We start from the raw sequence: 17,159 nt of genomic DNA on the forward strand, positions 1-17,159 counted from the left end.
CACTCCGGTCATGACTCGTTACCCGACCACAGATGCTCGAAGTCGTTGAAGATGAGCTTGCGGTCGAAGTTGGTGATGTTGTCCGCGACATCGAGAATCAAGACCTCGTCCTTGCCGCCGTTCTTCACACCGCGGAGTCCGCGACCCACCATCTGCTGGTAGATGTTGCGGCTGTACACGGGTCGAGCGATCACGACCGCTCGGGTTGCAGGTGCATCGAAGCCCTGAGAGAGCACGCCAAAGTTGGTGATGACTCTGACCTTTCCGTTCCGGAACTCGTCGATGCTTCTACGCCGATCGGCCAGCGGTGTGGTCCCGTCGATGGCCACAGAGCGGATTCCCCTGTCGTTGAGGCCCGCGGCGAGCACCTTTGCGTGATCGACGGACGTGGCGAAAACCAGCACCGGCCAATCGCCAGGCATCTTGGTGATCTCGTCGAGCAGCTTGGAATTTCGGTTCTCGTCCTCGGCCAGGCGACGCTCGGCACTTCGCGGGAGAACGCCGTCGATCTTCAGCCGTGCAATCTCATCCAGCTCCGATTTGTTGAGGGTCAGTTTCGCGCCGGGTAATTTCCGGTGCTCGACACGCGACAAGATCCCGAGGTCCTGCAACCTTCCAACGGGGTTGTCTCCGAGGATCCCGTCGTCCAGACGCTTCTTCCCGAACCTGCCGGCCAGACGTTGGGTCAGGTTCTCGTCGTTGCGGAACGGTGTGGCCGTCAATCCGACGAGGTGACGTGCGGTCTTGCTTCTCGTGAGTCCCAGCTGTTCAAGGATTCCCGTGTACTCCTTGGACGTGGCCACGTGCGCTTCGTCAACGATGACGAGAGATGCCTGACGCAGCCACTCGTATTCGTCGCTTCCCAGGCATGACGCGAGCTTCGCGTCCGTGGCGACCACCAGGTGAGGCCGCCCTGTCACGGGTGTTGCCGAGTTGGTGTTCCACAGACGATCGATCACGAGGTTCTGCTCCGGGCCCACGTGTTCCCACACGAATCGCCACGATTGAACCGCTTGCTCGCAGAGCTCACCCGTCTGAGCGATCCATAGGACGGGCCCGGTCGGGACTCCGAACTGTCGAATCCAGCGAATGACGGCCTCTGCCGCCACCCGTGTCTTGCCGGCGCCCGTTGGCAGGCTGAGCATTGCACGGGAGGGTTTCTTCGTCGAAAGGAACTCGACGAACTTGCGCGCGATCACGTCCTGGTAAACATGCAGCGCGGGGAAGTCCACGGGTCCACGCGCTTCCTCCCGCTGGGGCGGCGCCGGGATGCGGGCCCCTGCAAAAGAATCAGGGAAACCGAGGTCTGTGACAAACTTCAGTGCCTTCGCTCCGCCGTCGAATCTGGCCGGCGCATTCTGGTAGTCGGAGCATATGTCGGTTGCGTACTGGCGCAGTACGCCATCATCGAAGGCGTTGAACGCCAACTCTGCGATGCGTGTGTGCGTGATCTTCTTACCCGAGTGGGTCATCTCGCGGGCAATCAGGCCGCCCGGGAGTCCCGCCTGGAGCTGCTTGGCCGTCAGCAGAAGGGCAAGTTTCCCTGGGATCGACTTTTCGATGCGGATGGCCGTAAGTCGGTTGCGAAAGTCCTCGGATTTCAACAGGTCCGCATAGTGGGCGAGTAACTTCTCGCACCTTTGTCGCCCGAGGCCAAAGCCGAGCTCGGCGTCGACCGCAACCATTTGGTCGAGCGTCGACAGCCCCGCGGGGATCAGCACCGTGTCGCCATCGCGTGCAGACCGAAGGGGCTCGCGCGTCGTACCCGAGGGTGTTCGGGTGATCTCCTCTAGCTCGTCACATTCCTGGAACGCGATCGATCGGATCGCACGCTCACCAGGATTGGTCTTGAACGCTGGCAGCGCATCAGCGAGAGCTGTCGCGGAGCCCGACGGGACTCGGTTGACCTCCTTCTCGATGACGTCGCCGAATCGGCGCATCTCCCACTCGGCGAGCATGAACTCTGCCTCGACACGATCCTGCGGGCGATCGACCAGAATCGCCGGCTGCTGCTGCCGGATGAGCTCGTCGAACTCGGTGCGGTTCAAAGCAACCGCAACCTCATCGTCGGGGCGGAAGTCCCACTGGGACCCGACGCGGCACCGGACACCGGGCTCCTCGTTGAGGAGGTCAACCGCTACTCGAATCAACAGTGCGTAAGAGCGTCCGATGAAAGCGTCGTCCGTACTTTCTTTGACTGTGTTCAGGAGGGCTGCCCAACGTTGTGATGGCACGTCCTCGGGCTTCGACTTCAGATTGAGTCGATCGGCAAGTGCCGGGTTCAATCGCGCGACGGGTAGAAACTCTTCGTACTCTTTGAGCTCGGGGCCCACGGCCTGGGAGGTCTTTCGCAGTCCGAGGCTGGTCTCGACGAATCCGTGACGCGTGAAGAGCCAGCGAATTGGCGAGGGGATTTGAACCCGTGCGTTCGAGTTCTTGCCCACCTGACGGGTCCAGTTTTTAACTAGGCCGTCGGGCGGCGTCGCGGCGATGAACTTCGCCCTGCCCTCGTCGGACAGGCTGGTGAAGATCTGCAGTGGCCCCGCCATCGCACCGCCCTCGGTACGCAGGGTATGGGGCTGTACTCGGTGGCTGGTCCCCGGAAGGCTCTCGCAGTACCTCTCGTACTGAGCGGCGCGGTACTCGATGAACCACGGCTCGTCACTGGGTTGGTAACCGACTTCCGGCCGATCTTTCGCACCCAACGCACGCAGTAGCGAAACATCATCGGTATGGAATGTCAGATCGACCGTGACCTCGGCGTCTCGGGAGCCATCAATCGGCACAACCGGTCCGGGAAGCAGGCAGGAGGACATGACCACGAAGTCACCTTCAACATTCCTGACCTCAAGAACCTCGGCCGCCGCCGGGTACTTGGCAAGGATCGTGCTGCTTTGGCTCGCGCCGCCGGCAACCCGCGCCAATTCCCAGAATCGAGCCCAGTGCGTGTCGGTGTAGCCGGCGAAGCCCTGGTCGAGGACGCTGCGAAATCGTCCGTCGGAGTCGGCTTCTCGGATGCCGAGCTGGTCGAGAACCGATCCCATCGAAGGATCGTCGGAAATGGTGTCCGCGATGTATACGAGATCGTCCTGGAGTACGTCGTCTGACGTCCGCCGGTAGATCTGCCCAGATATCGGCGCGACGAACTTGCCTCTTGAGGTCAGGACGATCCGTGCCGACTTGGCGTCCGCAATGAGCCTCGGGTCGCCCGCGAGGTCGTGGGTGAGCAGTCGGCTGAGCACGCGGAGCGCTGCTTTCGACGCCTCCGCGGACCCGTCCTGGACCAAGGCCTCGAGCCACGCGACCACTGATTCTGGTCGGCACGACGGTGCCGCCTCGAGGATGTGAGCCATCTTGCCTCGCCGGAGTACCGCTGCGTCGACCGACGGGTGCACCCAGTTCGATGGCCTTCCGGTGTATTCCGACCAGAGACTCAGGGTTCCGTACGAGACCTTTTCTGGTCGTATGCGAATCGCCTTGGGTTCTTGGAGAGTGCCGTCCTGATCCGGCAGCGAGGGACTCGTGGCGGCCAGTTCCCAGACCTTGCCGGTCAAGTACTTACATGCCCAATTCGGCGATTCTCTCGTGCGGCCCGGGAGCAACGCGAGGTAGGCAGCCGGGTCGTCGTCCACCACGAGATCGGGCAATGAATCGATGACCAACTGAGCTGCGACGTCCAGCAATTCTCGGTTCAAATCCGCACTGTCGAGGAGGTTTTGTCGATCCTCGTTCGTCTTCCAGGCGGCATTCAGTGCGCCGCTTAGTGTCGTCGGGTATTTCGTGGGGAAGTAAGACCAGAACACTCCACGTTCCGACGGAACCGTCCACAGCGGAGCCTCGGTTGACTTCTCGACGCGGTAGTCCGGGACAGCCCACGAGACGTCGAGCAAGGCTCGATCGTGAAGTTCTCCAGATGTAGATCGGACCTCTTCGGTCACGCTATGCTGCATGGTGAAGACGCGATAGCGCTCGTCACTCGGCTTCGACCCGCTCCTGGTCTGGTGGATTATGGTCACCGGTCCACTGTGACCGACGGTGAGCTCCCTGCGGACTGCAGGTTTGACGTGCCGGTCGTCCAGCACGACCTTCCCGGCGTGAGGCGAGAACAGCTGGAACAGTGCCGGGAATTCCTCGACGGAACTCAGCGCGTTGCTCTTGGTCTTGTGCATACTCGCCGCGAGCTCGTCTGCCGCGCCGGGTAGGAGAGGAAGCCTGACCACGGTGGTGGCCCACTCGAGCAACGAGTTGAGGATCGGGTCGGCTTCCCGCTCCGCCTTGACATCCAGAGAACGGGCGAGACGCAGCACCGGTGTGTCCGGCAGTTCCATCTCGGGTCGTCCCTGTTCGACCAATGACTTGTTGACAGCGGTACGGATCTCGTTTGCCGACCAGTCTGCATCAAACCCGAACGCGCCCGTGGAGCTGAAGAACTGAGGTGTCTTGGTCACACTCAGGACGGATTTCACGCCGACACCGAATCGCCCGATCTGGCCGCCGCGCTTCCTGGAGACACCCATGCGCAGAATGGTCTCGGCGCCTGCCGGCGTTATGGCGGAGCCCTCGTTGGCGCAATACAGATGCGTCTTCGTGAGAACTGCTTCGATGGTGCCACCGCGGAACTCGAAGTCGCGAAGCTCATCGGCCGCGTTCTGTACCAGCTCGAATAACTGACGATCTCCGTAGCCGCCCTGGTGAATACGTCGCTCACCGTTTGCATGCTCCTCGACCAACCCTGGGTTGACCTCGTAGGTCCGCAGTGCAAGCTCCGAGAGCTTTTGCACGGCCTCAAGCACCGCGTCGTTACCGTTGACGACCACCGTCACCACCGCTTTTCAATCGTTGTTCCACATGCGTGATGTGGGCCCTGGCCAATTCCGGTGAGCCCTAAACCATTACCCGAACCCACCGACAAACCGTGCAGATCTGTCGGGGAGAAGAGGTGAGTTTCCGGGCGTACACGCGCGCAGACGACACGGTCCGAAGAGATTCGTCGGCTAGCGAATGAGTCGTGCCTTCGAATCGTGCCAGAAGGGTCTTACGGCGAGGCTATTCGGGGCCTTGCATTCAATCGAACAGACTAACGAGCTCGCGCACTTCTTCGCGCTGCTTTGTGGAGATGACGCCGTCCTGAGCTGCACGCCAGGACATCCGAACGGCAGCATCCAGCTCCGCCTCGTCGAAGGACCAGTTGAGGGCGGCCGCGAGGATGTGGACCGCGAGTCTGGGCGGAATGGCATTGCCGATCTGCTGGCCGACGTCGTTGCCAGACCAGGGATAGTCGGGTGGAAAGGTCTGGAGACGGCCGGCCTCGTGGTGGGTGAATCGGCCGATGTCTTTGCCGCCCCTCTTCAGACGGTTTCGCATTACCTTGCCGGTGACGGTCGCGGAGGGCTCATTTGATCGGCGTTCACCTCGTTTTCGGGGGTCGCCGCCACTGCCGTAGTTCGAGACCACAACGAAGTCGGAATCCCGGTCGAGAGCGTCCGACATCGTGACCCACGGTCGTCGATCCATGGATGCCTGACGCTGTGCACCCTTTCGATAAGTCTGGTGAGTGGGGCGGGGCAGCGAGACGTCCTCGTCGTGCAAGCGTGCGATCAAGACTGCGCGGCGGCGGGTCTGAGGGACTCCATACTCCTCGGTGCGGAGAATCCCATGGTCGACGCCATAGCCGTAACGCTCCAGAACCTCGCGGTACGCAGCCCAAACCGGTAGAGCCTGCGGTACCTGCTCGAGGACGATGGCATCGAACGGAGCGTCTGCGCGAATTGCCTGCAATGCCCACTTCAGGGGCTCGAGCACCAGACCCGTGCGTTCGTCGTCGAAGACTGCAAGGCTCTCCTTGATGTCGCGACCGGCGGCCATCTTGTCGACGGATGCGACCACCTCATTCAAGGCCCGCCGTCCTGTACCGGAACCTGCGACCGTGAAGGTCTGGCAGGGAGGCCCGCCGGTCAGGACGTTTGCTTGCGGGAACATCGACGGGTCGTACGCCCGGACATCTCCGGGCTCCGTCCGCAAACGAGCTGCGTGCCTCGTCGCGCACGCGTGGTCGTCGAACTCGATCCCCACGCTCGGGATTCCGAGCCACGCAGCGCCGACGTCCAGACCGCCGGGCCCAGCGAACAGATCGACGATAAAGGGCTGAGAGTCGCTCGAATCGGGGCCCAATGTCATGGTGGTGATCGTAGCCGGCTGCACCCACAGGTGTGCCGACCGACCACCGAGTGTGTCGACATTGCCGAGCGTCTCTTCCGCGGTGCATAAAGCAATCTCCGCTGCGGCCTGGTGCAGCAGCGGCTTGTCCCAGCCGAACAGCAAACTGCGCCCCGGTAAGAAATGCCCTGGGGCGACCACCGCGTCGATGCCGTGGCCCCTAGGGCGCCCGCTACAGAGTCGTAGTACAGCGGGTGTGTAAGGGCTCTCTGACCACCGACCGGCGTACAGACGCTATCGGACCGATCGTTCCCGCTTCCCGAAGTCGATCGAACCGCGGCATCTATTACGTCAGAAGTCACCAGGAGCGACTTGGAAACACGTAAGCCCGAGACTCCGCCACATCCGGACAACCCTGTCGCGGTCGTCGAGTACACCAATTACCCGAAGTCGAGGCGCGATCTCGGTTTGGTAGATCTCCCGCTTGACGACGTCATCAGGCCGGTTGTCGCCAATTCGTCGCATGAGTAACTCGTCGTACGGAATGCACTGAGCGTCTAACCACATCTCGGTTTGACGTCTACATATCTCCTCGCGACCGGAAACAGCGACGATTGCTGTGACTGCCGGGTGTGCGGCTATCGCCTGTGCAGCGATTATGGCGGGTTGATTCGGCAGATCTTCGCCAACGCGGTCCCAGTCGAACGGGCTCCGGTCGGCACGCAGCGCGAGCGTGCCGTCTATATCGATCAACCACGCGGTTGGTCCAACGACCGAGCTGCACGCCTCTGACGAATGCGTGTCGGCGGGTACTTCGGCAGGCAACGTCTCGGAGGTGTCGTCGAGTGATGTCATGCGCTACGGAGTTCATTTAGCTCGAGGAAAATCTCGTCATCGAACCGCTCGTGACCACGCGCGAAACTCTTCAGAACCGCGTCCGCGTCTCGAAGTCGATCAACGTAGAACATCTCGGAATTGTGACAATGGCTGCAGTATCGATAGACGATGAATGGGGCAAGTGTCAGGTATTGGTCGCCAAGCTCAACGTAGAACGTACTGTCGGCCATCGGGATTCGTGACTCGACTCGGGCCGATTCGAACACGGGGTGGTCATTCATCGCCACTCCGGCGTCGACCGCAAAACTGGACTTCAATCGCTCGTATCGCGAATCCCGGACGAGTAGCCAGCGATACGAGCCGAGGAAGCTGATTTTTCTAAGTAGCTGCTCGACCGTGGGTGCCAATTGGGCCGCACGAGCCAGCGCTTCTCCGCCCGTGGAGGGCTTCGCGCCGTGTGCCCATCGGTTGCGTTCTGTGACGATCTCCTGAAGGAGCTCATCGACGCCGCGCATCTTCTTCGAAGGTCGAATGGCCGTCACGAAGTTAGGAATGGCCTGCGCGTGCCTGAAACGCCCCGGGTTTGTCGGAGGCTCTCGAATCTGTGAAGGATGGAGAGCATGGCAGCACCACGGAAGTACAGCGTTGAGCTGAAGGAGCGGGCGACGCGGATGGCGGTGGAGGCCCGCAAGGACCCAGCCACGCGACCAGGGGCGCTCAAACGGATCGGCGATCAACTCGGTGTGCACCCGGAGGCGCTTCGCACCTGGGTCAAGCAGGCCGAGATCGATGGCGGGGACCGCCCGGGGACCACGACCAGCGAGGCTGAGCGGATCGCGCAGCTGGAACGGGAGAACCGTGAACTGCGGCGGGCGAACACCATCTTGAAGCAGGCTTCGGCTTTCTTTGCGGCGGAGATCGACCGCCCACAGCGTTGATCGTGGAGTTCGTCGCCGCTTTCCGCGACGAACACGGAGTCGATCCGATCTGCGCGGCCCTGCGCGACACGGCCGCCCAGATCGCTCCGTCCACAGTCCGAGCCCATCTGAGCTCTCGACGAGTCGAGGCGCCACGGGTGGTCCGTGACCGCGAGATCCTCGGTGAAATCCGCACCGTGCATGCCGACAATCTCGGCGTCTACGGTGCCCGCAAAGTCCACGCCGAACTACGCAGAAAGGGTATCGGCGTGGCCCGGTGCACCGTCGAGCGGTTGATGAAAGCTGATGGGCTGCAGGGGATAACGAGATCCAAGACGCGGAAGACCACGCACAGCGAGGGGGCCGAAACTCCGCAGCCGGCCGATCGTGTCGAACGGCAGTTCACCGCGGCGGCGCCCAACGCGCTGTGGGTGGCGGACCTGACCTACATCCGCACACACTCGGGGTGGGTGTATGCCGCGTTCATCCTCGACGTCTTCTCAAGGATGGTCGTGGGCTGGCAGGTCTCGACCACCATGCACACCGACCTCGCGCTCGACGCCTTGGATATGGGGTTGTGGGCGCGGTCGCGTGCCGGCCAGGGCGTGGCCGGGCTGATTCACCACTCCGACCGCGGAGTGCAGTATCGAGCCATCCGCTACACCGAACGTCTCGCCGAAGCAGACGCAGTGACTTCTGTTGGCTCCAAGGGTGATTCGTACGACAATGCGATGGCCGAGGCGTTCAACTCGTTGTTCAAGGCCGAGTGTATCCGTAACCCAGTCATGCGCCCTCGCGGTGGCTGGGGCGGTGTCGGCGAGGTCGAGATCGCCGTCGCCGAGTACATCGACTGGTTCAATCACCGCCGCCTGCACGGCGAGATCGGGCACGTTCCGCCCGTCGAGTACGAGACCACCTACTGGTCGGCCCACACAGTCACCAGCTACCGTGAGAACCCGGTCTCGGCAGTCGCTGGAACCAAGTAACCGAGCCCCCAGCAAACCCGGGGCGATTCACTGGTCGTCGGCTCACCGATGCAGGCCTCGACGTGATGAACAGCGTGAGCGGGAAAACGGGCTTGGTGATCGCGAATAGAGGAGCCCCGGACAGCGTCAAGCTGAGGTTCGCGCGGGACAAGGGCATCCCTCTCGTCGACGAGGTCACCGCCCTGCGGCTCGTCGAACGAGTCGTGCCGGGAACCCCGAAGTCCGTCCCCGTCATCGAGGTACTGCCGAAGCCCCCGTCCATGCGTTCATCCCAACAGCCGGCGGCTCTACCGTGGAGCGGGCGTCGAGTCCTCGTGCTCGGTGGCGATCACGGTGAAGCGGCTGCGATCCGATCTCGTCTGACGAGCTTGGGCGCGACTCCGGCCATCAACTTCACCGCCGGCGTCACACACCTCCTGGTGCTGGATGGTGGGTATTCGGATCCTCGTGTACGAAAAGCACATGACAGGCAACTTCCAATCCTTGAATCGCATCACCTCGACACAATGACGGGCGAAACGCTCACGGATGCAGCAGAATCCATTGTTGCGACCGGCGTTGAAACTCAAGCACCAGTACCGAGGAACCTGGCGCCTGGCGCGGTGGTGGACGTCCCCTTCGACATCACCGAATTCACCGTCAACGTCGCCTGGGCGGCGGATCGATCTGCGCCGTTCGAAGTGGATGTCGTCGCCTTCGAATTGGACCGAGACCACAAAGTGCTGTCCGACGACGAATTCGTCTTCTACAACCAGCCCGCCAGCCCGGACAGCGCAGTGCATCTGCGTATTGACGGAGATCGGGAGCAGGGGATAGCGGTCAACCTCTCGGCGGTAGGTGAAGACGTCGACCGCATCATGGTCGGCGCATCGATTGAGACGGCCACTTTTGGTGACGTCGGAGCACTATCGGTAACCATCGACGCTCCCGAATTCAGCTTCGCCACAGCGGTACTCGATGCAGCGACGACCGAGCGATCGATGATCGTTGCCGAGATCTACCGGCGTAACGGCATCTGGCGACTCCGTGCGGTCGGACAGGGATACGACGACGGCTTAGCCGAGTTTGCGGTGCGACATGGCGTGGAGGTTGACAACTGACCTTCGGCGCTTCGTGCGTGCACGCCCGCACCTGCAGCTCGTCGTAGGCGGCACCTTGAGCTTGCGTCACATCTCGGTTTGCGAGCGGCACACTGCGTGACGACCTAGCGCTGCGATGACCGTCGAGAGTGCAGGGTGGCGGCCGTTTGGTCGTGGCGAGAACCCTCTCGGGGGAGTTGCCTGACCTGGTTCGATACTGACGCCGCCCGCGGTTCAGCCACGGGTGGTTGATGCTCTCGCGAACCTCGAAGGGGCAGTGACGACTTCGCGTACTAAAGCTGGTATCCCGCCGACGAAGTGATTCGCGATGTCCGAGCATTCGCCAAACGAGGCGTTTGGGACGACCTGGGCGTACCCTCGAAGTTAGTCATCCGAGAACTTCGGCATCGGTATCCTCTCGATCCCTGAAAGTCCTTCGCTGAACGTCGAATTGAGTTCGCGCCAGCTGAGGTTCAGTACGAACGATGTGGCAGAGTCTGTGTTGACGGTGAAGTAGAACCTCTCCGGCTGGTCGCTTCGGAAGTACCTTGTTGCCGGCGAGAAGCCGCCGGGGTCAGGTTCGTCGACCTGGTCCCATCCAGGAGCGAGGCCTCGATCCAGCCAGCGGGTATTGATCGACTCCACTCGGTCCGGCTGGACCCGGCTTCGGGTAGGCGCAGCGACTCGTCGGGCGGTGAAGTACTTCGCTACGTCGTCGAACGTCCCGAACCACGCGTTCGCCGTTTCAGGAATCTGCGTGCCACGGCTTCGGCCCGAGAGGCGTACCGAGAAGAGTGTGGGCTCTTCAACGATCGAATAGTCGGTGTAGCCGTCTGAGTCCTCCGCCATGCCGGGACCTCGGGGGATGATCAGCCGTCCGTTATCCAGATAGGGATGTCCGTACAGTGGTGCGGCACTTTCTAAGTGCCCTTCGTCCGCGAGCGCTGTCTGTACCGCGGACCAATACTCAAACGACGACAACAGGTCCGGCAGACCACTCCACTTATCCATCTTGAGCCCTCGTATCACTTCTTCTTCGGGTCCCTGATCACACCAGCCTCCTCGAGGTCGGTTATCGATACTTCCATATTGGTTCGCTTGTCTATGACCACCCACTGTTCGCCGCCGCCAGGATGCCCAAACGCTTGCCCAACTTCGCCATGTCGCACCTCCCACGCGTCTGGCAACGGTTTTCCAGTACCAACCCACTCGTGGTAGGCGCCCGTCTTGCCGGGAGAAAGCGCACGTGCTCCATACGAGTCCCCGTCACGTCCCATGAAACCGCCATCGCTCGAACCTATCCTGTCCAGACGAGTGCCTTCGGGGATGTTGTCGGACACGTGGAAATCGCCCTTGAACCCGTTGTTGGGCGGGTACGCCCAACCCTTGCCGTCAACCCAGTATCGGTCCAGTATCTGCTCCGGAGTGAGGTTGCGGTAAGGGTTGTTAGCTATCGCGTCGTCGATGACGTTCTTCGGTACGCCTCCTGCTTCCAGCGACTTGCGGAGGAAGTCCGGATCGACGGCGCGTTTGAGTTCGTCGTGAGCCCAGTCGGGGATCCTCTCCAAAGCCGCCGCGAGCTCGGCCGCCCGCACGGACCCTTTCGACATGTTCATGCCGAACATCGCGGCACGCGATCCCATCAGTGCGCCCAGATCACCAGCGGCAGCGCCGACCGGATCCAGCACGTACGCAACCGGTCGTAAGACGGGACCGACTGCGGTCATCAGTGCGCGGATCACGCCAGCAATACGTGCCCCCGTTTGCGTTGCCTTAGCCACTCCTGCCGCGGTTGCCAAAAGGCTACTGAGCCCTGAAGTCACCAGCATCAATGCGACGCCGACCGCAGCCGCCACCAGTAGCTCACACGTCAATTCCCGGACGAGGTCGGCGATCTTGTCTCGGGTCTCACGCACTTCTTGCGCGAACTGGTTGCATAGTTTGGCGGTGGCATCGCACGACTCCGCAATCCCGCCGAGGTGCTGGTCGATCAGGGATGCTTGATCTTGCGCTGGGACAACCTCGGCCGACCGTTCGCCGGCGATCGGCTTTATCGCAGATTGAACGGCGTTCTGCTGCTTGCGTAGTGAAGTCGCCGCACGTGTCCACGCCTCTCCCGCCTTCTCGAGCTTGGCGGGATCTCCATCGGGGAAGATTTCCCCTTCGATGAACTCCTTCAGCTTCTCCCAGTTGCTCGGTTCTCCTGGTCCGCCGAAGGACGAACCCACCGACAGCGTCGGAATCTTGTCGAGCTTCTTGAGGCTTCCGGTGGGAGAAGCCGGCGTGCACAGCCCGATCGCGCTGTTCACGTTTGCATGGTTGAGCGCGGAGGCGTCTAGCAGTTCGGCCATCTTGGCGCACGCGTTCCCCATGAGCGCAATACCTGCCAAGAGACTCTGCTCGCCGTTGACCGTCTTGTCATAGTAGGCGGCGAAGCTTCGGCCGGCCCCATCTTGACCGGCCATCTGGCCGCACGACTGTAGTGAGAAGTAAAGGTCGTTGACGGTTCGGCCGATCTCGGCATGGACTTCTAAGAACGCATTTGCTGCTGTCGAGAACGATGCTGGGCGCACCGCTATCGGTGGCGTCAAGGCCACATCTTTCGCTGATGCTCCTGTAAGCCACTGAACGCCGAGTGTGAGCGATTTGCCGCCTTCTTAATCTCGACGATCGCCTCGCGAATATCCTTCACGCCCTCGCGCCACTGGGTGTGCGCATCACGGTGGGCCACTGCGCCTTCGCCAGTCCACACGAGGTGAAGGTCGTCAACTCGCTTGTCCAGGGTGTGAATTCGCTCGTCGACCGCCGTCGCGAACCGCGCGAGGTCTTCGACGAACCTCTCCACAGCTGCCAACTCGATGCGGTAGGCGTCGTCAGAAGTCACGGCAACCTTAACGGCATGTAAGTAGACGAGCTCTCAATAACTTTCGCACCCGAGGTGTCGCTTTCCGCATACGTCTGAGCAGCCGAGAGAAGTAGTTGTCCCATGGTCGCGAGGCCGTTCAAGACATGGTCGACGCCTTCGCAACAGTGCGCCCAGGGCTCTTCGTACGAGTTTGCGGCCGCCCCAGACCAGCTGACGCCGAACAGATCCTCGGCGCGCTTGGTGATCGTCGACCACTCCTCGCTGATGTCGCCATGCATAGCGGCTACGTCCTGCGACACGGCGCGCAGCGTCGCGAGATTGGCTGCCAGTTCCACGGTTCCCCCTTCGACCGCCCGGCATGTTACCGGGCTTGTGAGGATATCGAGGATATAGTCCACAGGGGAGTCTCGGGTGGACTGATGGTGCTCAATGCTGCGTAGTTGCGCTCGGCGCAACGTTTGTAAAGGCGGACCGAGGGCGTTAATTACTACGCCGCTTGCAGCACAGCCACTAAGAACTCCGAATCCACAGTGAACCGGCGGACATCCCAGGCCGACAGCAGCACGTCAGCCGAGAAGCCGGCCGTCGACGCGTCGCCGAGGAACTCGTCGAACGGATAATCACGGCCCGCACCGAAACCGATCACCGCGCGCCCGTTGTCGCGCAGATGCGCACGCAACCGACTTAGCACGGTGACGCGGGTACTCGGCGCCAGGAAGGTCATGACGTTGCCTGCGGACACGATGATGTCGAACGGTTCGTCGATGCCGCGGGCAGGTAGGTCGAGTTCTGCGAGGTCGTTGACCAGCCAGCGCGGTCCCGGGTGATCCTTCTTAGCCGCGGCGACGAGGACCGGATCGACGTCTACTCCGACAACGTCATGACCCACCGACGCGAGGTATCCGGCGATGCGGCCGGCGCCGCATCCGGCGTCGAGGATGCGGGAACCGCGGGCAGCCATCGCGTCGATGAAGCGGGCCTCACCGACGACGTCCTTTCCCTCACGCTCCATGGTGCGGAATCGCTCGACGTACCACTGGGAGTGTCCGGGATCGGCGGCGACCTTCTGCATCCAGATGCTCTGTTCGACCATGCGACGCATTGTCGCAAAGACTTCAGATCCTGAGGCGAGCGAGCCGCCGTCGCACGCAGCCGGTCGCCGTCGCAACTGTCGCGACGGCGACCGGGGAGCGCACGCGAGCCATCTTCAGCGAATGCCGCCCGTGGGGCGGGTGCCCTGTCGTGCTTGGAGGCGGCGAGACTCAGGCCTTCGCGGCGAGCTCCTGCTGGTACTTGCGTGTCATGTGGTCGACGGCCTCGAGCTGCTTCGCGGCATGACCCTCCCGCACAGCACGGGCATGTTCAGCGGCGTCGAGCGTCGCCTGTGCCTGTCCCTGGAAGTGCGGGAACACTTCCTGCGCGAAGAGTTCCGCGGAACGCTTGGTGTCCTGCGGGTTCGCCCAGTCGTGGCCCATCTGCAGCAGACATCCGAAGCCGCCCGACTGGTCCCACAGCCGCTGAACCTGATTCCGAGCCTGCTCGGCGGTTCCGATGACGCCGATGCCGGCTTCGTTGATGAAGTCGATCATCTCCGTCAGCTTGCTCCCGGAGACAGCCATCTGGGGGAACGCGGCGACGTGCTGGAAGTAGTCGAACCATTGCTCGATGCCGTACTCGACCTGCCGGTACGCCTCGGCTTCGGTCTCGGCGATGTGGAACGGGCCTGCGAGGGTCCACTTGCTGCGGTCGACGGTGACGTTGTTGGCCGCGGCGCGTTCCTCCATGACGTTCCAGTGGTGGCCGAGCGCGTCGAATCCGTCGGCGGAGAGTGTCGCGCCGATCGACAGCAGGCCGAGTCCGTGGGTGCCGGCGAGTCGTGGCCCGGTTGGCGACGCCACTGCGGCGACCACCACGTCGATGCCGTCGGCCGAGTAGGGCGCCAGCTGCAGCTTGGCGTCGTACAGCTCGTGGGTGCGGGTCTTCGCGGACACCGTCTCGCCACGGAGGAGTCGCACGACGATGTCGAGGTTCTCCTGTAGTAGCTCGCGGGTGTCGGTGGGGTTGAGGCCGATCATCGCGGAGTCAGTCGGTAGGGAACCGGGTCCGACGCCGAAGATGGTGCGGCCGCGGGTCAGGTGGTCGAGCTGCATAATGCGGTCGGCCGCCCACAGGGGGTTGTGGTAGGAGAGCGAGGTGACGCCGGTGCCGAATCGGATGCGATTTGCCCGCTGCGAAGCGGCGGCGATCATGATCTCTGGGGAGGCGATGATCTCACTGCCCGCGGAGTGATGTTCGCCGAACCAGGCTTCGTCGTAACCGAGATGGTCGAGGTGTTCGACCAGGTCGAGGTCGCGTTCGAGGGCTGCGGTGGGGTTGCGGCCGGGTGCGTGGAACGGCGCCATGAAGTATCCGAAACGAAGCCTGCTCATGGGATCTCCTGTCGATCTGCTCGGCCGACGGTCGTGTCGGCCATGATCCCGAGACTAGGAAGTGTGTGACTGGCGCCACAGTGCACGAAAGTGGACGGTTTGCTCCAGGCCCTGATCGCCCGGCAACCGCGGAACCGTTGCATGGCGTTGCATGTGCTCCGCGTCACACTTGAACCGGTACAGTTCGGGGATCGCTTCCAGAGGAAGGAGTGGGCGTTGGTCAGTCAGACGGTCGCGTTGCCCGTTGATGAGTACGAGCGGATGTTTGCCATTCTCGACGTGTGTTCGCGGGCGGAGACCCTCGACGCGTTCAAGAACGTGTTGATGGGTGCGCTGCACGAGCACTACGACTGTCTGAACACCACCTTCTTCGCCGGCCCGACCTTTGTCACCGCGTTCTCGGATCCTGACCCTGTGGTCACGGGGCGGATCATGCCGGTGATCGACGAGTATCAAGCCCGCTGGTATCCGAAGGATGTCTTCGCGTCCGCGCAGTCGCGGGCGGCGCTGTCGAAGAACCCGGCGATTTCGGCGGGCAAGCTCGGCGGACTCGCTGGGGATTCGATCAGCTATCTACAGGACTTCCTGTATCGCAAGCAGTTACACAGCGCGGCCGTGATGCATCTCGACCTCGCGAATGACTGCCACGGGTTGGTCGGGTTGTTCGACTCGGAGGGTAGGGAACCGGACCGCGTTCGGTTGCACGCCATGGGGTTGCTGTCGCGGCAGTTGTCGAACCTCGCGAAACTGCTTCCCGGGCAACCGCTCCCATCGTGGCGGGAGTGTCTGTCGCCGCGGCAGATCGAGTTGGCGGAGCTCGTTGCGGACGGGCATACCAATGAAGAGATCGCGTCGATCCTCAATCTGGGAGTCGACACGGTGAAGAAGTATGTGAGTCGGGTCTTCACGGCAACGCGGGTAAGGAACCGGGCGGAGTTGGTGAAGCTCGTTTGTGTCACGACCAATCGCTAACGAAGCGAGTCGCCACCCAGGCGCCTAATGACTGCCCATTCACGGGCATCTTTGACGTGGGGTCCGGAGAAATCCGCGTCGATGATGGACGACGCACCAGTGAGGTACCAGTCTTACGCGCATACATCTGTGGTCTGAATCTTCGTCAGGGCGTTGCCGATTGCGGTTCTGCTGCGTTACATAGCGCCGCTACAACGGCGTCTTCAGCCTACTCAGGAATGCCGTCGATGGTCGAGCGGAGGAAGTCGGCCGCAGATGCGCAGACAGCTTCGATGGGCGGCGGGTTCTGCTTAATCAGGACGACGTTGGTTATGACTACGGCCTCCCCAGACTGGACGTAAGCTGCGCAGTCTGACGGATCCGAGGACCCGAGGATTACTCGCCGACCTTCAATCTCGATGTCTGGGTGCCAGGTCGTGGAGGCGTACTCCTCTTTGTGTGCAGAAAGACCGCCTTGCGGCCGGTCTAGATTTCCAACGAACTGCGAGAGAAATGACAACTCGTTGTTCAAATAGCTCCACTGACAACCGCGGGCTGTCTGGAAGTTCGACCCTGCGACATCGCTTACGGACTCCACATCGAGCCCGAAGCGTCGAACAACTTCCTCAGGCACTTGGGTGCAAGGCTCGTACGAAGTGCCGTCGTTATTGCTACTCCAGCGATCTGGAAACTCAGTGTCGAATGGAAGTCGCCGCCCAGCGTCGTCCGTCTGACGAACTCCGATTGCCGCTGACGAGTGCGGACCAGACGAACTCGTTGGTGTGGGCGAACCGGCAACGCCACAGGCTGACAGTCCGACTCCAGTCACGATGGTGCCCACGGCGATCAACGTCGGTGTGATCTTCCGATACTTATTGTTCAAGACTGGCGGCACCTCTAGCGTCCACGTCTTCGAAGCTCAAGACAGCAGAGCTGCA

The 17,159-nt window shown here is 62.1% G+C and carries 13 protein-coding genes, 1 pseudogene and 1 other annotated feature; of the genes and pseudogenes, 3 read left to right on the top strand and 11 right to left on the bottom strand.

Features of this window, described 5'->3' with window-relative positions; genetic code table 11:
* Positions 1 to 8 precede the first annotated feature (8 nt).
* From LQD00_RS22810 to LQD00_RS00855, 4 genes are all read right to left on the bottom strand, one after another.
* The gene (locus LQD00_RS22810) at positions 9 to 4,826 is read right to left on the bottom strand and encodes a DEAD/DEAH box helicase (protein WP_232715221.1); all 4,818 of its coding nucleotides are present in this window, start codon (positions 4,824 to 4,826) and stop codon (positions 9 to 11) included.
* 238 nt (positions 4,827 to 5,064) lie between these two features.
* Positions 5,065 to 6,357, bottom strand: coding sequence for a DNA cytosine methyltransferase (locus LQD00_RS00845; protein WP_232715222.1), 1,293 nt, complete (start codon positions 6,355 to 6,357; stop codon positions 5,065 to 5,067).
* Positions 6,358 to 6,507: 150 nt separating this feature from the next.
* Positions 6,508 to 7,011 (bottom strand): phosphatase domain-containing protein, encoded by a 504-nt coding sequence (locus tag LQD00_RS00850; protein WP_232715223.1) that lies wholly within the window; start codon positions 7,009 to 7,011, stop codon positions 6,508 to 6,510.
* Positions 7,008 to 7,535, bottom strand: coding sequence for a hypothetical protein (locus LQD00_RS00855; RefSeq protein ID WP_232715224.1), 528 nt, complete (start codon positions 7,533 to 7,535; stop codon positions 7,008 to 7,010). Before LQD00_RS00855 ends, LQD00_RS00850 begins: the two co-directional genes overlap by 4 nt.
* 78 nt (positions 7,536 to 7,613) lie before the next feature.
* Between LQD00_RS00855 and LQD00_RS00860 the strand changes: the two are divergent.
* A pseudogene (locus LQD00_RS00860) lies at positions 7,614 to 8,896 on the top strand (IS3 family transposase).
* Positions 7,892 to 8,020, top strand: a sequence feature (AL1L pseudoknot). Its footprint overlaps the pseudogene before it by 129 nt.
* Before the next feature lie 65 nt (positions 8,897 to 8,961).
* Positions 8,962 to 9,996 (top strand): TerD family protein, encoded by a 1,035-nt coding sequence (locus LQD00_RS00865; protein ID WP_232715225.1) that lies wholly within the window; start codon positions 8,962 to 8,964, stop codon positions 9,994 to 9,996.
* Positions 9,997 to 10,359: 363 nt separating this feature from the next.
* Here LQD00_RS00865 and LQD00_RS00870 read toward each other — a convergent pair whose 3' ends face one another.
* The 6 genes from LQD00_RS00870 to LQD00_RS00895 all read right to left on the bottom strand — a co-directional run bounded on the left by LQD00_RS00870 (position 10,360) and on the right by LQD00_RS00895 (position 15,270).
* On the bottom strand, positions 10,360 to 10,824 hold the full coding sequence (locus tag LQD00_RS00870) for a hypothetical protein (RefSeq protein WP_232715226.1): 465 nt from the start codon (positions 10,822 to 10,824) through the stop codon (positions 10,360 to 10,362).
* A gap of 176 nt (positions 10,825 to 11,000) precedes the next feature.
* Positions 11,001 to 12,572 carry a TNT domain-containing protein gene (locus tag LQD00_RS00875; RefSeq protein ID WP_232715227.1) on the bottom strand — a complete coding sequence of 524 codons (1,572 nt, stop codon included), beginning with the start codon at positions 12,570 to 12,572 and terminating at the stop codon, positions 11,001 to 11,003.
* Positions 12,563 to 12,859, bottom strand: a complete 297-nt coding sequence (locus LQD00_RS00880; protein ID WP_006359071.1) for a WXG100 family type VII secretion target — start codon at positions 12,857 to 12,859, stop codon at positions 12,563 to 12,565. Before LQD00_RS00880 ends, LQD00_RS00875 begins: the two co-directional genes overlap by 10 nt.
* Positions 12,856 to 13,176 (bottom strand): WXG100 family type VII secretion target, encoded by a 321-nt coding sequence (locus tag LQD00_RS00885; protein ID WP_232715228.1) that lies wholly within the window; start codon positions 13,174 to 13,176, stop codon positions 12,856 to 12,858. The genes LQD00_RS00880 and LQD00_RS00885 overlap by 4 nt, the downstream gene beginning before the upstream one ends.
* A gap of 152 nt (positions 13,177 to 13,328) precedes the next feature.
* On the bottom strand, positions 13,329 to 13,934 hold the full coding sequence (locus LQD00_RS00890) for a class I SAM-dependent methyltransferase (protein ID WP_232715229.1): 606 nt from the start codon (positions 13,932 to 13,934) through the stop codon (positions 13,329 to 13,331).
* Between the two features lie 169 nt (positions 13,935 to 14,103).
* On the bottom strand, positions 14,104 to 15,270 hold the full coding sequence (locus LQD00_RS00895) for an LLM class flavin-dependent oxidoreductase (RefSeq protein WP_232715230.1): 1,167 nt from the start codon (positions 15,268 to 15,270) through the stop codon (positions 14,104 to 14,106).
* 141 nt (positions 15,271 to 15,411) lie between these two features.
* Here LQD00_RS00895 and LQD00_RS00900 point away from each other — a divergent pair, with 141 nt between their 5' ends.
* On the top strand, positions 15,412 to 16,242 hold the full coding sequence (locus LQD00_RS00900; protein ID WP_406566926.1) for a helix-turn-helix transcriptional regulator: 831 nt from the start codon (positions 15,412 to 15,414) through the stop codon (positions 16,240 to 16,242).
* Positions 16,243 to 16,450: 208 nt separating this feature from the next.
* Here the strand turns inward: LQD00_RS00900 and LQD00_RS00905 are convergent, their stop codons facing one another.
* Positions 16,451 to 17,116: a DUF3558 domain-containing protein gene (locus LQD00_RS00905; RefSeq protein ID WP_308195910.1), complete on the bottom strand. Its 666-nt coding sequence runs from the start codon at positions 17,114 to 17,116 to the stop codon at positions 16,451 to 16,453.
* Positions 17,117 to 17,159 lie beyond the last annotated feature (43 nt).

Source organism: Gordonia metallireducens, from assembly GCF_021245825.1.
GTDB lineage: Bacteria > Actinomycetota > Actinomycetes > Mycobacteriales > Mycobacteriaceae > Gordonia > Gordonia namibiensis.